We start from the raw sequence: 14,543 nt of genomic DNA on the forward strand, positions 1-14,543 counted from the left end.
CGTCCGTTCGGACGCAGGCTAGGCGATCTAACTCTTTGTTGGGCATCGGATTTTTCGAAAACCGGATACCACTTTTCGATCCGATGCTCTAGATCGCCATGCGTCCGTTCGGACGCAGGCTAGGCGATCTAACTCTTTGTTGGGCATCGGATTTTTCGAAAACCGGATTCCACTTTTCGATCCGATGCTCTAGACGCGGACGGCCGAGATGAATTCCTGGGTGCGCCTGTGCTTCGGCGTGGACAGCAGCTGCTCCGGCCGGTCCACTTCGACGATCTCGCCCCTGTCCATGAAGACGACGCGATCGGCGACTTCGCGGGCGAAGGCGAGCTCATGGGTGACGACGATCATCGTCATGCCGCTCCTGGCGAGATCCCGCATGACCTGCAGCACGTCGCCGACAAGTTCCGGATCGAGTGCGGAGGTCGGCTCATCGAACAGCATCAGGTCGGGCCTCATGGCCAGGCCGCGTGCGATCGCCACCCGCTGCTGCTGGCCGCCCGAGAGCTGGCTCGGATAGGCGTTCTCCTTGTCGGCAAGGCCGACCTGGGCCAGCAGTGCCCGGGCCCGCTCGCGCGCCTGGCCAGGCTCCTCGCCCAGTACCTGCACCGGCCCTTCGACGATGTTTTCCAGCGCCGTGAAATGCGGGAAGAGATTGAAGCGCTGGAACACCATGCCGATCGAGCGGCGCTGGCGGGCGATCTCGTGATCCTTGAGGTGGTAGAGCTTCTGCCCGTCCCGCCTGTATCCGACGAGCTCGGAATTGACCCAGATCGCTCCACCATCGATCTGCTCGAGTTGGTTGATGCAGCGCAGGAACGTGCTCTTTCCCGAGCCCGACGGGCCGATGACGCAGACGACCTCACCCCGCCTGATATCGAGCGTGACGTTTTTCAGGGCCTCGAAGTCACCGAAGGTCTTGCGGATATCGATGGCCCGCACCAGCGGCGCAGCGTTGATGATCGTCATCGACGACCTCCCCTGTCACCACGCCCGAAATACCGCTCGACGAAGCTCTGGCCGAAGCTCAGCAGGCTGACGATCCCGAGATACCAGATGCTAGCGACGAACAAGAGTTCAAGGACACGGGAATTGGCGTAGTATACTGTCTGCGCCGCATGAAGCATCTCGGAGTACTGGATCACGCTCGCCAGAGACGTGAGCTTGATCATTCCGATGAATTCATTGCCGACCGGTGGAACGATGACACGCATGGCCTGGGGCATGACGATCCTGCGCAACATCCGCATGCGCGTCATGCCGATCGCCTGGGCGGCTTCATATTGGCCCTGATCGACCGACTGGAGGCCGGCGCGAACGACTTCGGAGGTGTAGGCGCCCTGCTGGATGCCAAGCCCGAGCAGGCCGGCCACGAACGGCGTCATGACGTCCACCGTCCGGACATCGAACAGCCCGGGAAAGGCGATGCGCGGGAAGATCAGCGCGAGGTTGAACCAGATCAGCAGTTGAAGGAGCGCAGGCGCCGCCCGGAAGAGCCAGACATAGCCAATGGCGACGATGCGCAGGACCGGATTCTTGGACAGCCGCATGACTGCGAACACGACCCCGAGCACGATCCCCAGGACCATCGCGAAGACCGCCAGCACGATCGTATTGGCCAATCCGTGCAGAATGGCGGGAGCCGTCAGGAACATCCCGACATAGCGCCACTCGATGTCGCCCATCGCGAAGGCCCGCGCGATCGCGGCGAGAATGGCGAGGATCGCGGCAGCGGCAAGGAAGCGCCCGTAGTGCCGCTGCGGCATGATGGTGTAGTGAGCGATGCGAAATTCATCGGCAGGCAGTTCACCGGGGCCGGTCGCTGCCATCGTGGCTGTCTGTGTCATGGCGGGCTCCGATCGCAGCAGCCAGCCAGCAACGCGCATGCGATGCATCTCATTCACTGATCCCCCTTGAGTGTTGGCGGCCCCGGAGCGCCAGGGCGCGTGCAGGCCGGCCTAGATCGCCCTGCGTCCGGTCGTACGCAGGAGCGGCGATCCAGTTCTTTGTTTGGGCATCGGATCTCTCCGAAAACCGGATTCCACTTTTCGGGCCGATACCCTAGGTGGCCGGGCTCGTGGGGCGACCGAGATAGTCGACCGCGCACATCACGTGCAGCTTGAGGACGGCGATCGCCTCGTCCAGCGTGACATGTTCCTCATCGGTGCCCATGCTGATCGGGGACGGCCCGCAGATCAGCGCGGGGATGCCGCGCCAGCGCCAATAGCGCGTGTCGGTTCCGCCCAGGCTGCAGACGGGCGGCGCGTCGTGGCCGAGCAGGCCCTTCATGTTGTCGCGCAGGATCGTCGCCATCTCACCGAACGGGTCGGTGCTGCTTGCAGGATAGCTGTGGTCCTCGTTGACGAGCAGCGCGCAGCCGAACTCGGAGGCGAGGCTCTCGAGCTCGCCCCGGATCCGGTCGCGATCCGGACCGATCGGGAAGCGCATGTCCAGGTGGACGGAGCATTGCGTCGGGATCTGCGTCGCCTTCTGGCCGCCCTCGATGATGCCGGCATTGACCGTGATGCGCCGCGCGTTGTCCGCCGCCCCCTTCCCGAGATTGGCATCGGCCGCCGCGATGGTTTCGGGAGAGATCAGGATCGCGTCGATCTCGGGAGGCAGCGTCGCAAGCTGCCGGTGGTAGCGCTGATAGATCGCGTGAACCGCGTTGGTGACCTGCTCGATCGGATTGTTGGCCCGGTGCGGATAGCCGCCATGGCCTCCCGGCCCCTTAGCCGACAGCGAGAAGCGCAGCGTGCCCTTTTCCATGAAGCGGACATTGGAGAGCCCGCTCGGTTCGCCGTTCAGGCAGCAATCGCCGGTGATCGCGTCCGCATGCTCGTCGAACAGGAACTTGGTACCGTAGCGGCCGCCCGATTGCTCATCCGATACGACGGTCAGCGTCAGGGCGCCGTTCAGACGATCCCGGTAGGGGTGAAGCAGGCAATAGGTCAGGATGGAGGCGAGCGTTCCGGTCTTCATGTCGGACGCCCCGCGGGCGACGATGCGGTCCTCCACGATCTCCGCCGCCCACAAGGCGTCGTCCGTTACCGGAAAGACATCCATGTGGCCGTTGAGGACGAGATGGCGCCCGGGCCGGGGGGCATCCCATCGCGCCAGGATATTGGGCATGTCGTAGCGGCAGGAGACCGTGCGGTGGGGAAGCCCGAAGCGGGCGAGAATGCCGCGCACGAAATCGGCCGCCTCGCGCATGTCGCCCGGCGGATTGACGCTCCGGATGCGCAGGAAATCCTGGAGAAGAGCGAGAAATTCGTCCCGCCGGTCGTCAATGACCTGGCAGAGTTCGGCCTTAAGGCTTTCGGTGCTGGATGGCATGCGTTTCTCGGCGGTGGTGCAAGCCCGAGGCATTGCGATTTCGTCCGAGGGATGAATGCCAGTCACAGCACGAAGCGATATGACTATTAGCCAAATTAATGAATAAGATTAGCCCTCCTGCTTTTGTCCGGGGCGGCCTGGATTCGCAGGCCCGGCCCGAGCGGGCAGCTCTCCTTGGCCCCCCAGTCGGCGATTATTCCGCTGGAGTTGCATGAAGGTCGCTGGCCATGTGCGCCCTTCCCCTCGCTCGCCGGGAAGCGGCGCCCAGGGTCAGCCGATCACGCCGTCCTTTGCAGAGGCTCCTGCCGATCGAATTGGCTCGGCACCGGATCGAGCCCCAGGCGCTGGCGCAAAGTACCCTCGCCATAGTCCGTCCTGAAGAGCCCACGCTTCTGCAACAATGGCACGATCTCGCTGGTGAAGAGCGCAAACTGGCTCGGCAGGATCGGCGGCATGACGTTGAAGCCGTCGGCCGCGCCCGAGACGAACCAATCCTCGATCACACCGGCGATCTGCTCGGGCGTGCCGGTCGCGGTGAAATGCCCGCGCGCTCCGGCGAGGCTGTGCAGCAACCCGCGTAGCGTCGGCCGCTCGCGCCCGACCAGGGCGGTGATCGCCTGCGCCCGGCTGCGCGAGGCCTGCACCTGCGCGGGATCGGGAAAATCTTCGACCGACAGAACCTGGTCGAGCTTCAGATGCGAGAAGTCGTAGCCGCCGAAGCGGTTCGAGAGGCGCGACAAGCCGACAGTCGGGTGAGACAGTTCGTTCAGCTCCTCCCAGACCCGCCTCGCCTCCGCCTCGGTCGAGCCGATCGCGGCGCTGATGCCGGGTAGAATGACGATCTGGTCGCCGCGGCGTCCGAGCGCGCGGGCTTGCGTCTTGATGTCGGAATAGAAGCCGATGGCGCTCTCTTTCGTCAGATGCGCGGTGAAGATCGCCTCGGCATAGCGGGCGGCGAAAGCACGGCCATCGGTCGAGGCGCCGGCCTGGACGAAGACGGGCCGGCCTTGCGGCGAGCGCGGGATGTTCAGGGCGCCGGCAACGCCGAAATGCGTGCCGCGATGGTCGGCGCGGCGGATCCGGTCGGGCCTGGCGAACTGCCCGGTCTCGCGATCGTCCAGGATCGCGTCCTGCGCCCAGCTGTCCCAGAGTTTCGAGGCGACCTCGACGAACTCATGCGCCCGCTCATAGCGCTGGTCGATTCCGGCCTGCCGCTCCTGACCGAAATTCCCCGCGGCCGCCGGCGCCCAGGAGGTCACGATGTTCCAGCCGATGCGGCCGCCGCTGAGATGGTCGAGCGAGGCGAGCTGGCGGGCGAGATTATAGGGCTCGCTATAGGCCGTCGAGGCCGTCGCGATCAGCCCGATGCGCTCAGTCAGCGCCGAGAGCGCGCCGAGCAGGGTCAGCGGTTCAAGTTCGCCGCGCGCCGCATGTTCCAGCTCGTCGCCCAGCGCGACATGATCGGCGAAGAAGACGGAATCGAGTTTTGCTGCCTCGGCCGCCAGCGCCAGATCGCGGTAATAGGCGATGTCGGTCAGCGCCTGCTGTGCCGAGCCGTCATGGCGCCAGGCCGCTTCGTGATGGCCGCGACCGTTGATGAACAGATTGAGGTGAAGTTCACGGGTCATGGGTTCGCTCTCTCGGGTGGCGGGTCAAATCGGGTCGGTGACGCCGAGCGCGGCGAGGAGTTCGCCACGCAGCGCAGCAAAGCCCGGGTGCCTGGCGCGCGGGTGGGCCAAGGAAACCGGCTGGTCGAGGGTGATGCGCCCCTCGTCGATGACGAGCACGCGATCGGCGAGCTTGATCGCTTCGTCGACGTCATGGGTGACGAGCAGGACGGTCGGGCGATGCTGCCGGATCAATCGGAAGAGCAGATCGTGCATCCGGATCCGCGTCAGTGCGTCGAGCGCCCCAAAAGGCTCGTCGGCCAGCAGCAGGCGCGGCTGGCGCACCAGGGAGCGGGCGAGCGCCACCCGTTGCTGTTCGCCGCCGGAGAGCGCGTTCGGCCATGCGTCCTCCCGCCCGGAGAGGCCGACATCGGCCAGCGCCTGCCGCCCGCGAGCGTTACTGTCGGCCGCATGCAGGCCGAAGACGACATTCTGCAGCACGCTCTTCCAAGGCAGCAGCCGCGAATCCTGGAAGAGGACGGAGCGGTCGGCTGGCACCGTGAGCGTGCCGTCGCCCTCGACACCATCGTCGAGCCCGGCGATGGCGCGCAGCAACGTGCTTTTGCCCGAACCGCTCTTGCCGATGAGCGCGACGAACTCGCCCGCGGCGAAATCCAGCGAGACGGGCCCGAGCACACTACGGCCGGAGAAGCGGCGCGTGACGTCGCGCAGGCTGACCGCGGGAGCATCCGCCTTGGGCAGGTGAAGCGGATGGGCCGAGGCGTTCATGACGCCAGCGCCTTGCGGTAGGACAGCGTCTTGCGCTCCCAGAACCGAACGGCGAAATCGGAGCCAAGGCCCAGCACCGCATAGATCGCGAGGCCGACCACGATGATGTCGGTCTGGCCATAGTCACGGGCGCGGTTCATCAGATAGCCGATGCCCTGGCTGGTATTGATCTGTTCGAGCACGACGAGCGCCGTCCAGCAGGTGGTCACGGCGAGCCGCAGGCCGGTGAAGAAGCCGGGCAACGCACCAGGCAGCGCCACCTCGCGCAGGAAGGCGCTGCGCGTCAGCCCGACGCTGCGGGCGAGCTCGACATGGCGGATATCGATGCCCCTCAGGGCCGCATGGGTGTTGATATAGATCGGTACGAAGACGCTGGAGGCGATCAGGGCGACCTTCATCCCCTCGCCGATCCCGAGCCAGAGGATCGCGAGCGGAATCAGCGCAAGCGTCGGGATCGCCCGCTTGATCTGGACGAGGCCGTCGATCGAGGCCTCGCCGATCCGGCTGAGACCGGATGCGAGCGCCAGCAGCAGGCCGATCGCGACGCCGATGCCGAGCCCCAGATAGGCGCGCCCCGCCGATGCCAGGAAATGGTCGGCAAGCGTGCCCGATTGCAGCAGCTCGAAGCCGGTGAACAGGGCGGTCGACGGCGCCGCGAGGAATTTCGGCGAGAGCCACCCCGTCAGCGAGGCGAGCTCCCAGAGAACGACCAGCGCGACCGGCCCGAACAGGATGGCGCCCGTGGGCAGGCGGCCCGGCGCCAGCTTCGGCAGCTTGCCCTGCGCAGGGGGAGCCGGGTGAGCCTGCGCCGGAACGCCCGCAATCGCGGCGAAGGGCACCGAATAGGCCGTCGCAATGAGCGCGTGGCTTTGATCGGACATGGACAGCCTCAATTGGATTTGGCGGCGATGATGTCGTCGAAGCGCAGATCGAACTCCTCGCGCGCATCGAGACGTTTCGGCAGGTCGCCTGCCTCATGGATAACGTCGATCAAGGCCTGCTGCTTCGGGATCAGGCTGGCGAGCAGGGGAAATTCAAAGCGCCCCTCGGCTTCGACGATCTTGCGCCCATCCGCCGGCTTGAGGTTCTGGCGCTTGACGTAATAGGCCTCGACCCAGCTCTCGGCATTCGCATGCGACCAGCGGTTGGCATCGATCCAGGCCGCCACGAACTCGCGAATGGCTGTGAGCTTGGCCGGATCGTCCAGGGCCCGCTTGCTCGCATAGAGATAGGTCAGGCTCTTCGGCAGGCGGTCGTTCTGTTCCTTCGGCAGGGCGCTCGCGCCGCGATCGGCGAAATCGGCGAGATAGCGCGAGAAATGCGGCTCGTTCAGCGCCGCCACATCGACCTGCCCCGTCCGCACCGCATCCGGGAAATCGGCGGCCCGCAAGGGCACGAGCCGCACATCCTTCTTCGTCAGCCCCGCGAGTTTCAGCGCATTGAGAACGAAGGGCTGACGGCCCGTCCCCTCGCCATAGGCGATGCTCTTGCCGCGCAGTTCCTCCAGCGAGGCGATTGTCAAGCCGGGCCGCACGGCCAGCGAATAGTCGGTCTCCGAGGAGGTTCGCGCCGCCACGATCGGTATCTGCTCGCCGGCCGCATGGGCCTGGATCGGCGGCGTGTTGCCGACGGTCGCGAGATCCAGAGCCCCCGCCCGGAAGGCCTCGAGAATGGCGGGACCGCCGAGGAAATTGGCATAGGTCACCTGGCTCGACAGCCTGTCATGGGCGCCGGACGCCCGCATCAGAGTCTGCAGTGCCTCGTTCTGGTCCGCGACGACGAGCTTCGTGCCGACCGGAGCCTTCGCGAGTGGCGCCGGCAACCCCTGGGCCGCCGCCAAGCCGGGCGCGACGATGGAGAGCAGGATCGACAGGGTCAGGATCGTGCGGCGCCTCGGCCCTCGTGCCCCTACGGAAAGCGCATCGCTCGACATGGTTTTTCCTCGCTCGTTTCGTCGCCGACCAGGGACGAATGTCGTGACCGGCCGTCGAAATACTGACGAAGAATTGTTCTTTTAGTCAAACGGAATGTTCTTTCTGAAATACGCTGGAATGACGAACAGCATTCTCCTTAAGCTGCAGATGCGAGAACGCTGCTGCCCTGCGAAAGATTATGTCTCCGGAAGCGCGATTACAGAGCAAATTGTTCGCCGCAGCTGCGAGGGGGGCAGCGAGTACGCAGCGCCTACCTCAAAAGCGCCCGGCCACGAGGACGGCCTGGACAGCGCTGCCCGGGCGCGAGGCACGCCACCAGAGGGAGCATCCTCGCGGCGGGGAAGCCCCCTGCCCGGCCGCCAAGATCTGCGTCGTCGCAAAGGGCACGGATCAGGCCGGCCTCCACCTTCGCGGCCGAACCCCAATCCACGATACGGCTTTCGGTCTGGTGCGAAACCGCGATGTCCCTTCGCGGGTCATGTTCCCCGGGAATGCCAAGCAGGTTATGGCTGGTGACCCTCACGAGACCCAGCACTGAACCGGACATGGGCACAGAGATTGAACGCAAATTCCTCGTCATCGCCGACGATTGGCGTGAGAGGGCCGGACCGGGGCAGCCCCTGCGCCAGGGCTATCTTACGCCGAAGGGCACGACCAGCGTCCGCATCCGCTGTGCTGCCAATGAGGCGTTCCTCACCATCAAGGGGGAGACCCATGGTCTTTCCCGCCCGGAACTCGAATACGAAATCCCCGTCGCGGAGGCCGAGGAAATGCTGCGGACGCTGTGCATAGGTCCACCCCTCGAAAAGACGCGATACAGGGTTGATCATGGCGCGTTGACCTGGGAAGTGGATGTGTTCGCAGGCCGCTATGCGGGGCTCGTCCTCGCCGAGGTCGAACTGACAGAGGCAACGCAGCATGTCGATTGTCCGTCCTGGATCGGCCTCGAAGTCACGAACGATCCTCGCTACCGGAATGCCGCGCTCGCCGAGGGGGACGTTCCGCCTCCAGCGTCGCCATAAGTTCGGCCCCTCTCCCAGGGCGCCACGGGCCTTTCTGGTTTAGCCGCCTTATGACCCGACGGAGATATCGAGGCTCGGTGGCTGGCGACGGCCTTCTGCATCTGCATCGGCGCCCGCAAAAGCCGCAATCCGCCTTTCGGGCCGACGCCTCAGGGCTCCCGGCCGGCGGGGTCCGGCCCCTCGCTGTCTCGTCGCTGCTGATCGCCAAGGCGCTCCGCCACGGCCTCCCGAGCCTGCGCAAAGATCATCCCGACCGTCGCGACGATATCGTTGAGCAGACGAGCATCCTCTTCGATCGAGACGCCTTCGATCGTGGCGTTCTTGGCGTCGTTCAGAAACTGCTGCTCGAGGGCATCGAGACGCTCCGGCCCGCCCAGAATGGCGATCTCGACCAGGGCGTTCCTGGCGAGGCTCGCGGCACCGGCCAGCGACGCTGCCAGCGTGTTGATGAAGGCCTCTTGGCCATGGGGACCGCCGCGCATGGTTCCTCCCGGTTGCGGGCAATGATCGCACCGAGCGAGACGCCGTGTCGAATCCAGGCAACGCTCCCAGCTGAGCGCCCGATCGACCATCTCAGGTTTGAGTTTTGCCCCGGAACGGACCTTCATCAGCGGGGGCACTCGCCACTCCCGAGAGGTATCACTCGGCACGCACGGCCGTGGCGAACGCGCCAGTTCAGCACGGCCACGGCTGAAACCTACTCATGAACCACGGATATGACTTCATGCGGTTTATGCCGTCTAATTGATCGACGGCGCTTCCCCTATCTTCGGCACCACGGCGAGAGAACGCCCTTTGCACGCTGGAGAACAGGCGATGAAGACACGTCTTCTTGGACAGGATGGCCTTGCAGTCTCGGCCCTTGGCTATGGCTGCATGGGTCTGGATTTCGGCTATGCCAACACGCTCAGCAGGCAGGAGGGCGTCACGCTGATCCGCCAGGCGGTGGAGCGCGGCGTCACCTTCTTCGATACGGCCGAGGTCTATGGCCCCTACACCAATGAGGAGATGGTCGGCGAAGCGCTACGACCGGTCCGCAACCAGGTGGTGATCGCCACCAAATTCGGCTTCAACTTCGTCGAGGGCAAGCAGTCCGGCCTGAACAGCCGGCCCGCGCAGATCAAGGCGGTCGCGGATGCCTCCCTCAAGCGGCTCGGCGTCGATATCATCGACCTGTTCTACCAGCACCGTGTCGACCCCGGCGTGCCGATCGAGGATGTCGCCGGCGCCGTCAAAGACCTGATCGCGGCCGGCAAGGTCAGGCATTTCGGGCTCTCCGAACCCGGCGCGAAGACGGCACGCCGCGCCCATGCCGTGCAGCCGATCACCGCCCTGCAGAACGAGTACTCGCTGTGGACGCGCGGCGTCGAGACGAACGGCATCCTGGAAACCTGCGGGGAGCTGGGCATCGGCCTCGTGCCCTACAGCCCGCTCGGCAAGGGTTTTCTCACCGGCGCGATGAGCAAGGACACCAAGCTCGGCGAGGGCGATTTCCGCAGCATCCTGCCGCGCTTCACCCCCGAAGCCATGGCGAAGAACCAGGCCCTGGTCGATCTCCTCCAGCGTATCGCCACCGAGAAGAGCGCCACCCCGGCGCAGATCGCGCTCGCCTGGCTGCTCGCCCAGAAGCCCTGGATCGTGCCGATCCCCGGCACGACCAAGCTTCATCGCCTCGAGGAGAATCTTGGCGCCGTCGCGGTCGAACTCACTGCCGCCGACCTCGCCGAGATCGAGCAGGCTGCGGCGGCGATCGCGATCGAGGGTGAGCGCTATCCCGAGCAATTGCTCGCCACCACCGGCCTCTGAGCGCCGGCAAGGTACCCGCACGGACTTGGCCCATGAGCAACGACATCGAAGCCAAGGCGCTGGCCTGCGCCGCTGAGCAGTCGCGCCCCGATGCGGCCGGCCAGCCCTGGCGGGTGCTCGGCGTGCTCAGCGCGCTGATGGGGTTCGCGTCGATCTCGACCGACCTCTATCTGCCTGCCATGCCGGAGATGGCGCGCGCGCTTCACGCCGATACCGGGCTGATCGAGCTCACGGTCTCGGGCTTCCTGATCGGCTTCAGCCTCGGCCAGCTGTTCTGGGGCCCGATCAGCGACCGCTATGGCCGGTGCCGCCCGGTGGCGATCGGCCTCGTGCTCTTCGTCATCGGCTCGGCCGGCTGCGCATTCGCGGGCAGTGCCGAAGCGATGATCGGCTGGCGCATCGTCCAGGCCGTCGGCGCCTGCGCCGGGGTGGTGCTGGGCCGCGCCATGGTCCGCGACCTCTATGACGGCGCGCGCACCGCGCAGATGCTCTCGACGCTGATGACCGTCATGGCGATTGCCCCGCTGCTCGGCCCGCTCCTCGGCGGCCAGATCCTCACCCTTGCCGGCTGGCGCGCGATCTTCCTCGTGCTCGTCGCCCTGGGCCTCGCCGCCCTGGCCGCGGTCCTCATGCTGCCGGAGACCCTGCCGCCGGAGCAGCGCAGCCATGAACCGCTGGCGCGCGCCTTCCTGGGCTACGGCGCGCTGCTGCGCCAGCGCCGGCTGCTCGGCTATGCCGGGGCCGGCGGCTTCTTCTATGGCGGCATCTACGCCTATATCGCCGGCACGCCCTTCGCCTATATCGGCTATCATCATGTCCCGCCCACGCTCTATGGCGCGCTTTTCGGCGTCGGCATCCTCGGCATCATGGCGACCAATCTGCTCAATGCCCGCCTGGTGCCGCGCTTCGGCAGCGACCGGCTGCTGCGCTTCGGCGCAGGACTGGCGGCAGGTGCGGGCGCGCTTCTCGCCATCGCGGCGAGAAGCGATCTCGGCGGCCTCTGGGGGCTGGTGCTGCCGCTCTTCCTGTTCATTTCCGCGACCGGCTTCATCGTCGCCAATTCGATCGCGGGTGCCATGGCCGGGGAGCCCCAACGCGCCGGCACCGTGTCTGCCCTGGCAGGGGCGCTACATTACGGCAGCGGCATCCTCGGCTCGGCGCTGGCCGGCAGCTTTGCCGACGGCACCGCATGGCCGCTCGGCTGGGTCGTCGGGCTCATGGGCCTGGGCAGCTTCGCCTGCACTCTTCTGATACCGAGCAGGCCCAGCCATGAAGAGGCAATTTGTGAAGCCGCCCGATGACGAAGGCTCATGGCGGCGCGAAGCCGTGACAGCGTAGCGCCAGCCTCTCGGACAAGCCGCCGGGAGCGGCTTGGATCAGGAGCGCAGCTTGATGACGGGCCCGATACTCACAGCCGGATTCAACCTTTGCGCGGCAAGCACCACCTCCAGGCGATTGCGGGCGTTCAACTTGGCCATCAGGTTGGTCATGTAGCCCTTGACGGTCTTGTCGCTGAGCGAGAGCGCATCGGCGATCTCGCTGTTCTTCTTTCCTTGCAGCAGGAGTTTGACGATCTGCTCCTCCCGAATGCTGAGCCTGTTGCTGATTGCCTTCTGTTTTTGCAGAGCCTTGTCCCGGAGGGCGCCGATCACCTTGGGCGCAAAAGCAGGTGTGACATAGACATCTCCCCGCTGCGCCGCCTGCAGAGCCTGAAACAGGTCCTCTCCGGGGCTGCCCTTCAGGATATAGCCCTTGGCTCCTGCATCCAGGGCCCTGATCGCATCATCCGGGCTTGTCGAGGCCGTGAACACGATGATTGTCGTCTCGGGGGCGATCTTCAGCGCACCCGAGATCGCCTGAAAGACATCCCCCGCCATGTTGAGATCGACGATCATCGCATCGGGGTGATGCGCGTTCATGATCGGCACGATGTCATCCGCGACGGTCCCGGTCGCGGCCAGCGTGAACCCGCCCCATCGTTTCAGGAGCGCGCCGATCCCTTCCATCAGCAGGGGGTGATCGTCGACAATAGCAATCGAACGGTCCGGCATGGCCGCAGAACCCCTACTCTGTACTTTACCTCCCCAGGCCGACGCCGATGGTTGCGTAGTCAACGCTCTTTGTAAATCCTCCAAAATTGGAAATAATCTCGAATTATCTTTCGACGGAAGCGAAGCAGCAAATCGCCTTTGGCCAGCGTCGAGCGTGGCTGTGCGGGTTATCGCTCCGCTGCGCCAGCTTCCTCCATGAGCCCGGGAACGATTACGCCGTCAATCTGCGCCCGCGTTAACTTGGAAGCGAGGAATCGTCGGGATTTTCTCGCCAATCTGTACTATGGTGATGGCGTGGGGACCTACTCAACGAGGGCTGCGCAATGAAGACACTCCTGATCCTGGCTGTTTCAGTGGCGCTGTCTGGCGTCGGCGGGTGCGCGTATTACGGCAAGGGAAAGGCACCCCCGCCCGCGCCAGCGGCAACGCCAATTGTCACCAAGGGCTGACGCCTGCGCCAATATGTTCGAGAACGGCCGGATCAACTGGCCGTTCTCTTCTCACAAGACTTGCCAGCCCTGCTCTCCTTGCCTGCCCGGCTCTCGTTACTTGTAGCGGGCGATGGCGCGGGGACTGGTGCGCGAGGCCGCGAGCCCGGGGCGCCCGCTGATAGGGTCCCGAGCGCCAAGCCGGGCTCCACCGTCTCCAGACAGATGCTCTATTTCGGCGCGGCGGAACTCACCTGCGGAAACAGTCGGGCCAGCGCCGCCTGGTCGATATGCGGGACGAGCAGCGTCTTGAACGCGTGGTCGACCTGTTCATACTCGACCTTGCAGCCACTGGCGCGTTCGGCCGGCAGCACGCCCTTGTCGATCAGCGCCTTGTAGCGGACGGGGTCGGAGCCGTAGGCGAGGCAAAGCACGTTGTACATGCGCTGCAGCGGAGTGCTGTGAGCATCGGCGAATGTCTGCCCGTCGACCGGGCCGCCCGGCATCCGCTTGAGCTTCTTGAAGCTGTGGACGCCCGCCTCGTTGAGGTAGCAATAGACGATGCCGGCAATCAGGCCGTAGGCATCAGCCTTGTAAAGGTTGAGTTCCACGTAGGACGCGACGAAATCGGCGGCGTCCTCCTCATTCCCGAGCACCGGAATCTTCAGATAGTCGAAGATCGCGTGCCCGCCTTCGTGAAGAAACAGGTCGATGACCGGCCCGACAAGAGCATCGTTCTCACTCACCCAATCGGGCCGCTTGGGATCGCGCGCGATGTCGAGGACATACGCGACATACTCGTAGCAGATCGTGATCTCGTCATTTTCGAACCAGGCATCGATCTCGCCATCGCAGCCCTTCGCCTTCAGCGTCAATGGCCTCGGCAGCCGGAAAAGCCGGTAGAATTCGGCCGCCTTCTCGAGTGCCCGCTTCTCACGCAGGAGATCGAGGACCGGCTGATGCGCCGGGTTCTTCGGCGCCTCGTAGATGGTGGCGACGACAGATGCCGGCACGGCCGGCTGCGCGGACACCGCTCCGGTCAGGCTCAAAGCCAAGCCGAAAGCGCACAGGTCGAATGACCGTCTGGAGGCTGGCCTCATGGCGGGTCCCCTTCCTGATGCGACCGACCAAGCAGATGCCAACCTAACCCAGAGGGCATGCTTGCGGGAGAGCGTCTGCGCCGTCGTCAGGTCGCCTGAGACTGCTTTCGGGTCGGCTGATCGGGCTTCGATCGGAGCGGCACCTCGGCCCTGCCCGGCATCGCTGCGCGTTGGCACTGGAAGATACGAGAATCGGAATAACCGTAATGTGTCTTGCGCCCCATAGACCGGACCTTCCCGCCCCCGCGATGATCTGCCCATACTCATGGGGTGGGTTGCAGGGGGTACGAGATGGACCATAGACGCGTCGCAGCCGCCGTCGAGGCGGCCGCCCGGGCACTGCATGAATCCGTGCGAAATCATCATCAGTTCCATTGGGACAAGATGACCGAAACCTGGCGACAGGACTTGCGGAGCTACATTCAACCCAGCGTGATCGCTGCGCTCGAGGCATCGGACCGGATCGTCGC

13 protein-coding genes are annotated in these 14,543 nt (G+C 65.1%); 3 read left to right on the forward strand and 10 right to left on the reverse strand.

Annotated elements, in window-relative coordinates; translation table 11 throughout:
- Positions 1-189: 189 nt before the first annotated feature.
- From AB4099_RS11440 to AB4099_RS11470, 7 genes are all read right to left on the reverse strand, one after another.
- A complete protein-coding gene (locus tag AB4099_RS11440; RefSeq protein ID WP_441478161.1) occupies positions 190-969 on the reverse strand; it encodes an amino acid ABC transporter ATP-binding protein in 780 nt (259 codons plus the stop codon).
- Positions 966-1,847 (reverse strand): amino acid ABC transporter permease, encoded by an 882-nt coding sequence (locus AB4099_RS11445; RefSeq protein WP_441478162.1) that lies wholly within the window; start codon positions 1,845-1,847, stop codon positions 966-968. Before AB4099_RS11445 ends, AB4099_RS11440 begins: the two co-directional genes overlap by 4 nt.
- 214 nt (positions 1,848-2,061) lie before the next feature.
- On the reverse strand, positions 2,062-3,336 hold the full coding sequence (locus AB4099_RS11450; protein ID WP_441478163.1) for a M20/M25/M40 family metallo-hydrolase: 1,275 nt from the start codon (positions 3,334-3,336) through the stop codon (positions 2,062-2,064).
- 278 nt (positions 3,337-3,614) lie between these two features.
- Entirely contained in the window at positions 3,615-4,964 is a 1,350-nt protein-coding gene (locus AB4099_RS11455; RefSeq protein WP_441478164.1) for an LLM class flavin-dependent oxidoreductase, read from the reverse strand.
- Positions 4,965-4,988: 24 nt separating this feature from the next.
- Positions 4,989-5,732: an ABC transporter ATP-binding protein gene (locus AB4099_RS11460; RefSeq protein WP_113516268.1), complete on the reverse strand. Its 744-nt coding sequence runs from the start codon at positions 5,730-5,732 to the stop codon at positions 4,989-4,991.
- Entirely contained in the window at positions 5,729-6,613 is an 885-nt protein-coding gene (locus tag AB4099_RS11465) for an ABC transporter permease (RefSeq protein WP_441478165.1), read from the reverse strand. Before AB4099_RS11465 ends, AB4099_RS11460 begins: the two co-directional genes overlap by 4 nt.
- 8 nt (positions 6,614-6,621) lie before the next feature.
- Complete coding sequence (locus tag AB4099_RS11470; RefSeq protein WP_441478166.1) at positions 6,622-7,665, reverse strand: PhnD/SsuA/transferrin family substrate-binding protein; 1,044 nt, start codon at positions 7,663-7,665, stop codon at positions 6,622-6,624.
- A gap of 546 nt (positions 7,666-8,211) precedes the next feature.
- On the opposite strand from AB4099_RS11470, the gene AB4099_RS11475 reads away from it, so the two are divergent.
- Positions 8,212-8,688 (forward strand): CYTH domain-containing protein, encoded by a 477-nt coding sequence (locus tag AB4099_RS11475; protein WP_441478167.1) that lies wholly within the window; start codon positions 8,212-8,214, stop codon positions 8,686-8,688.
- Positions 8,689-8,837: 149 nt separating this feature from the next.
- Here AB4099_RS11475 and AB4099_RS11480 read toward each other — a convergent pair whose 3' ends face one another.
- Positions 8,838-9,170: a hypothetical protein gene (locus AB4099_RS11480; protein ID WP_441478168.1), complete on the reverse strand. Its 333-nt coding sequence runs from the start codon at positions 9,168-9,170 to the stop codon at positions 8,838-8,840.
- A 334-nt stretch (positions 9,171-9,504) separates the two neighbouring features.
- Here AB4099_RS11480 and AB4099_RS11485 point away from each other — a divergent pair, with 334 nt between their 5' ends.
- Both AB4099_RS11485 and AB4099_RS11490 read left to right on the forward strand, forming a co-directional pair.
- Positions 9,505-10,494 carry an aldo/keto reductase gene (locus AB4099_RS11485; RefSeq protein WP_441478169.1) on the forward strand — a complete coding sequence of 330 codons (990 nt, stop codon included), beginning with the start codon at positions 9,505-9,507 and terminating at the stop codon, positions 10,492-10,494.
- 32 nt (positions 10,495-10,526) lie between these two features.
- Entirely contained in the window at positions 10,527-11,795 is a 1,269-nt protein-coding gene (locus tag AB4099_RS11490) for a multidrug effflux MFS transporter (protein ID WP_441478170.1), read from the forward strand.
- A gap of 75 nt (positions 11,796-11,870) precedes the next feature.
- Here the strand turns inward: AB4099_RS11490 and AB4099_RS11495 are convergent, their stop codons facing one another.
- Together AB4099_RS11495 and AB4099_RS11500 are read right to left on the reverse strand one after the other, a co-directional pair.
- Complete coding sequence (locus AB4099_RS11495; protein ID WP_441478171.1) at positions 11,871-12,629, reverse strand: LuxR C-terminal-related transcriptional regulator; 759 nt, start codon at positions 12,627-12,629, stop codon at positions 11,871-11,873.
- A gap of 574 nt (positions 12,630-13,203) precedes the next feature.
- On the reverse strand, positions 13,204-14,448 hold the full coding sequence (locus tag AB4099_RS11500) for a DUF4344 domain-containing metallopeptidase (protein WP_441478172.1): 1,245 nt from the start codon (positions 14,446-14,448) through the stop codon (positions 13,204-13,206).
- Positions 14,449-14,543 lie beyond the last annotated feature (95 nt).

Origin of the sequence: Allobosea sp. 2KB_26, from assembly GCF_052115715.1 — a bacterium.
Lineage (GTDB): Bacteria > Pseudomonadota > Alphaproteobacteria > Rhizobiales > Beijerinckiaceae > Allobosea.

Bases quoted from the DNA above. Each gene is read 5' to 3' on its own strand.
- AB4099_RS11440 (WP_441478161.1), bottom strand. From the start codon at position 969: ATGACGATCATCAACGCTGCGCCGCTGGTGCGGGCCATCGATATCCGC.
- AB4099_RS11445 (WP_441478162.1), bottom strand. From the start codon at position 1,847: ATGACACAGACAGCCACGATGGCAGCGACCGGCCCCGGTGAACTGCCT.
- AB4099_RS11450 (WP_441478163.1), bottom strand. From the start codon at position 3,336: ATGCCATCCAGCACCGAAAGCCTTAAGGCCGAACTCTGCCAGGTCATT.
- AB4099_RS11455 (WP_441478164.1), bottom strand. From the start codon at position 4,964: ATGACCCGTGAACTTCACCTCAATCTGTTCATCAACGGTCGCGGCCAT.
- AB4099_RS11460 (WP_113516268.1), bottom strand. From the start codon at position 5,732: ATGAACGCCTCGGCCCATCCGCTTCACCTGCCCAAGGCGGATGCTCCC.
- AB4099_RS11465 (WP_441478165.1), bottom strand. From the start codon at position 6,613: ATGTCCGATCAAAGCCACGCGCTCATTGCGACGGCCTATTCGGTGCCC.
- AB4099_RS11470 (WP_441478166.1), bottom strand. From the start codon at position 7,665: ATGTCGAGCGATGCGCTTTCCGTAGGGGCACGAGGGCCGAGGCGCCGC.
- AB4099_RS11475 (WP_441478167.1), top strand. From the start codon at position 8,212: ATGGGCACAGAGATTGAACGCAAATTCCTCGTCATCGCCGACGATTGG.
- AB4099_RS11480 (WP_441478168.1), bottom strand. From the start codon at position 9,170: ATGCGCGGCGGTCCCCATGGCCAAGAGGCCTTCATCAACACGCTGGCA.
- AB4099_RS11485 (WP_441478169.1), top strand. From the start codon at position 9,505: ATGAAGACACGTCTTCTTGGACAGGATGGCCTTGCAGTCTCGGCCCTT.
- AB4099_RS11490 (WP_441478170.1), top strand. From the start codon at position 10,527: ATGAGCAACGACATCGAAGCCAAGGCGCTGGCCTGCGCCGCTGAGCAG.
- AB4099_RS11500 (WP_441478172.1), bottom strand. From the start codon at position 14,448: ATGGAACTGATGATGATTTCGCACGGATTCATGCAGTGCCCGGGCGGC.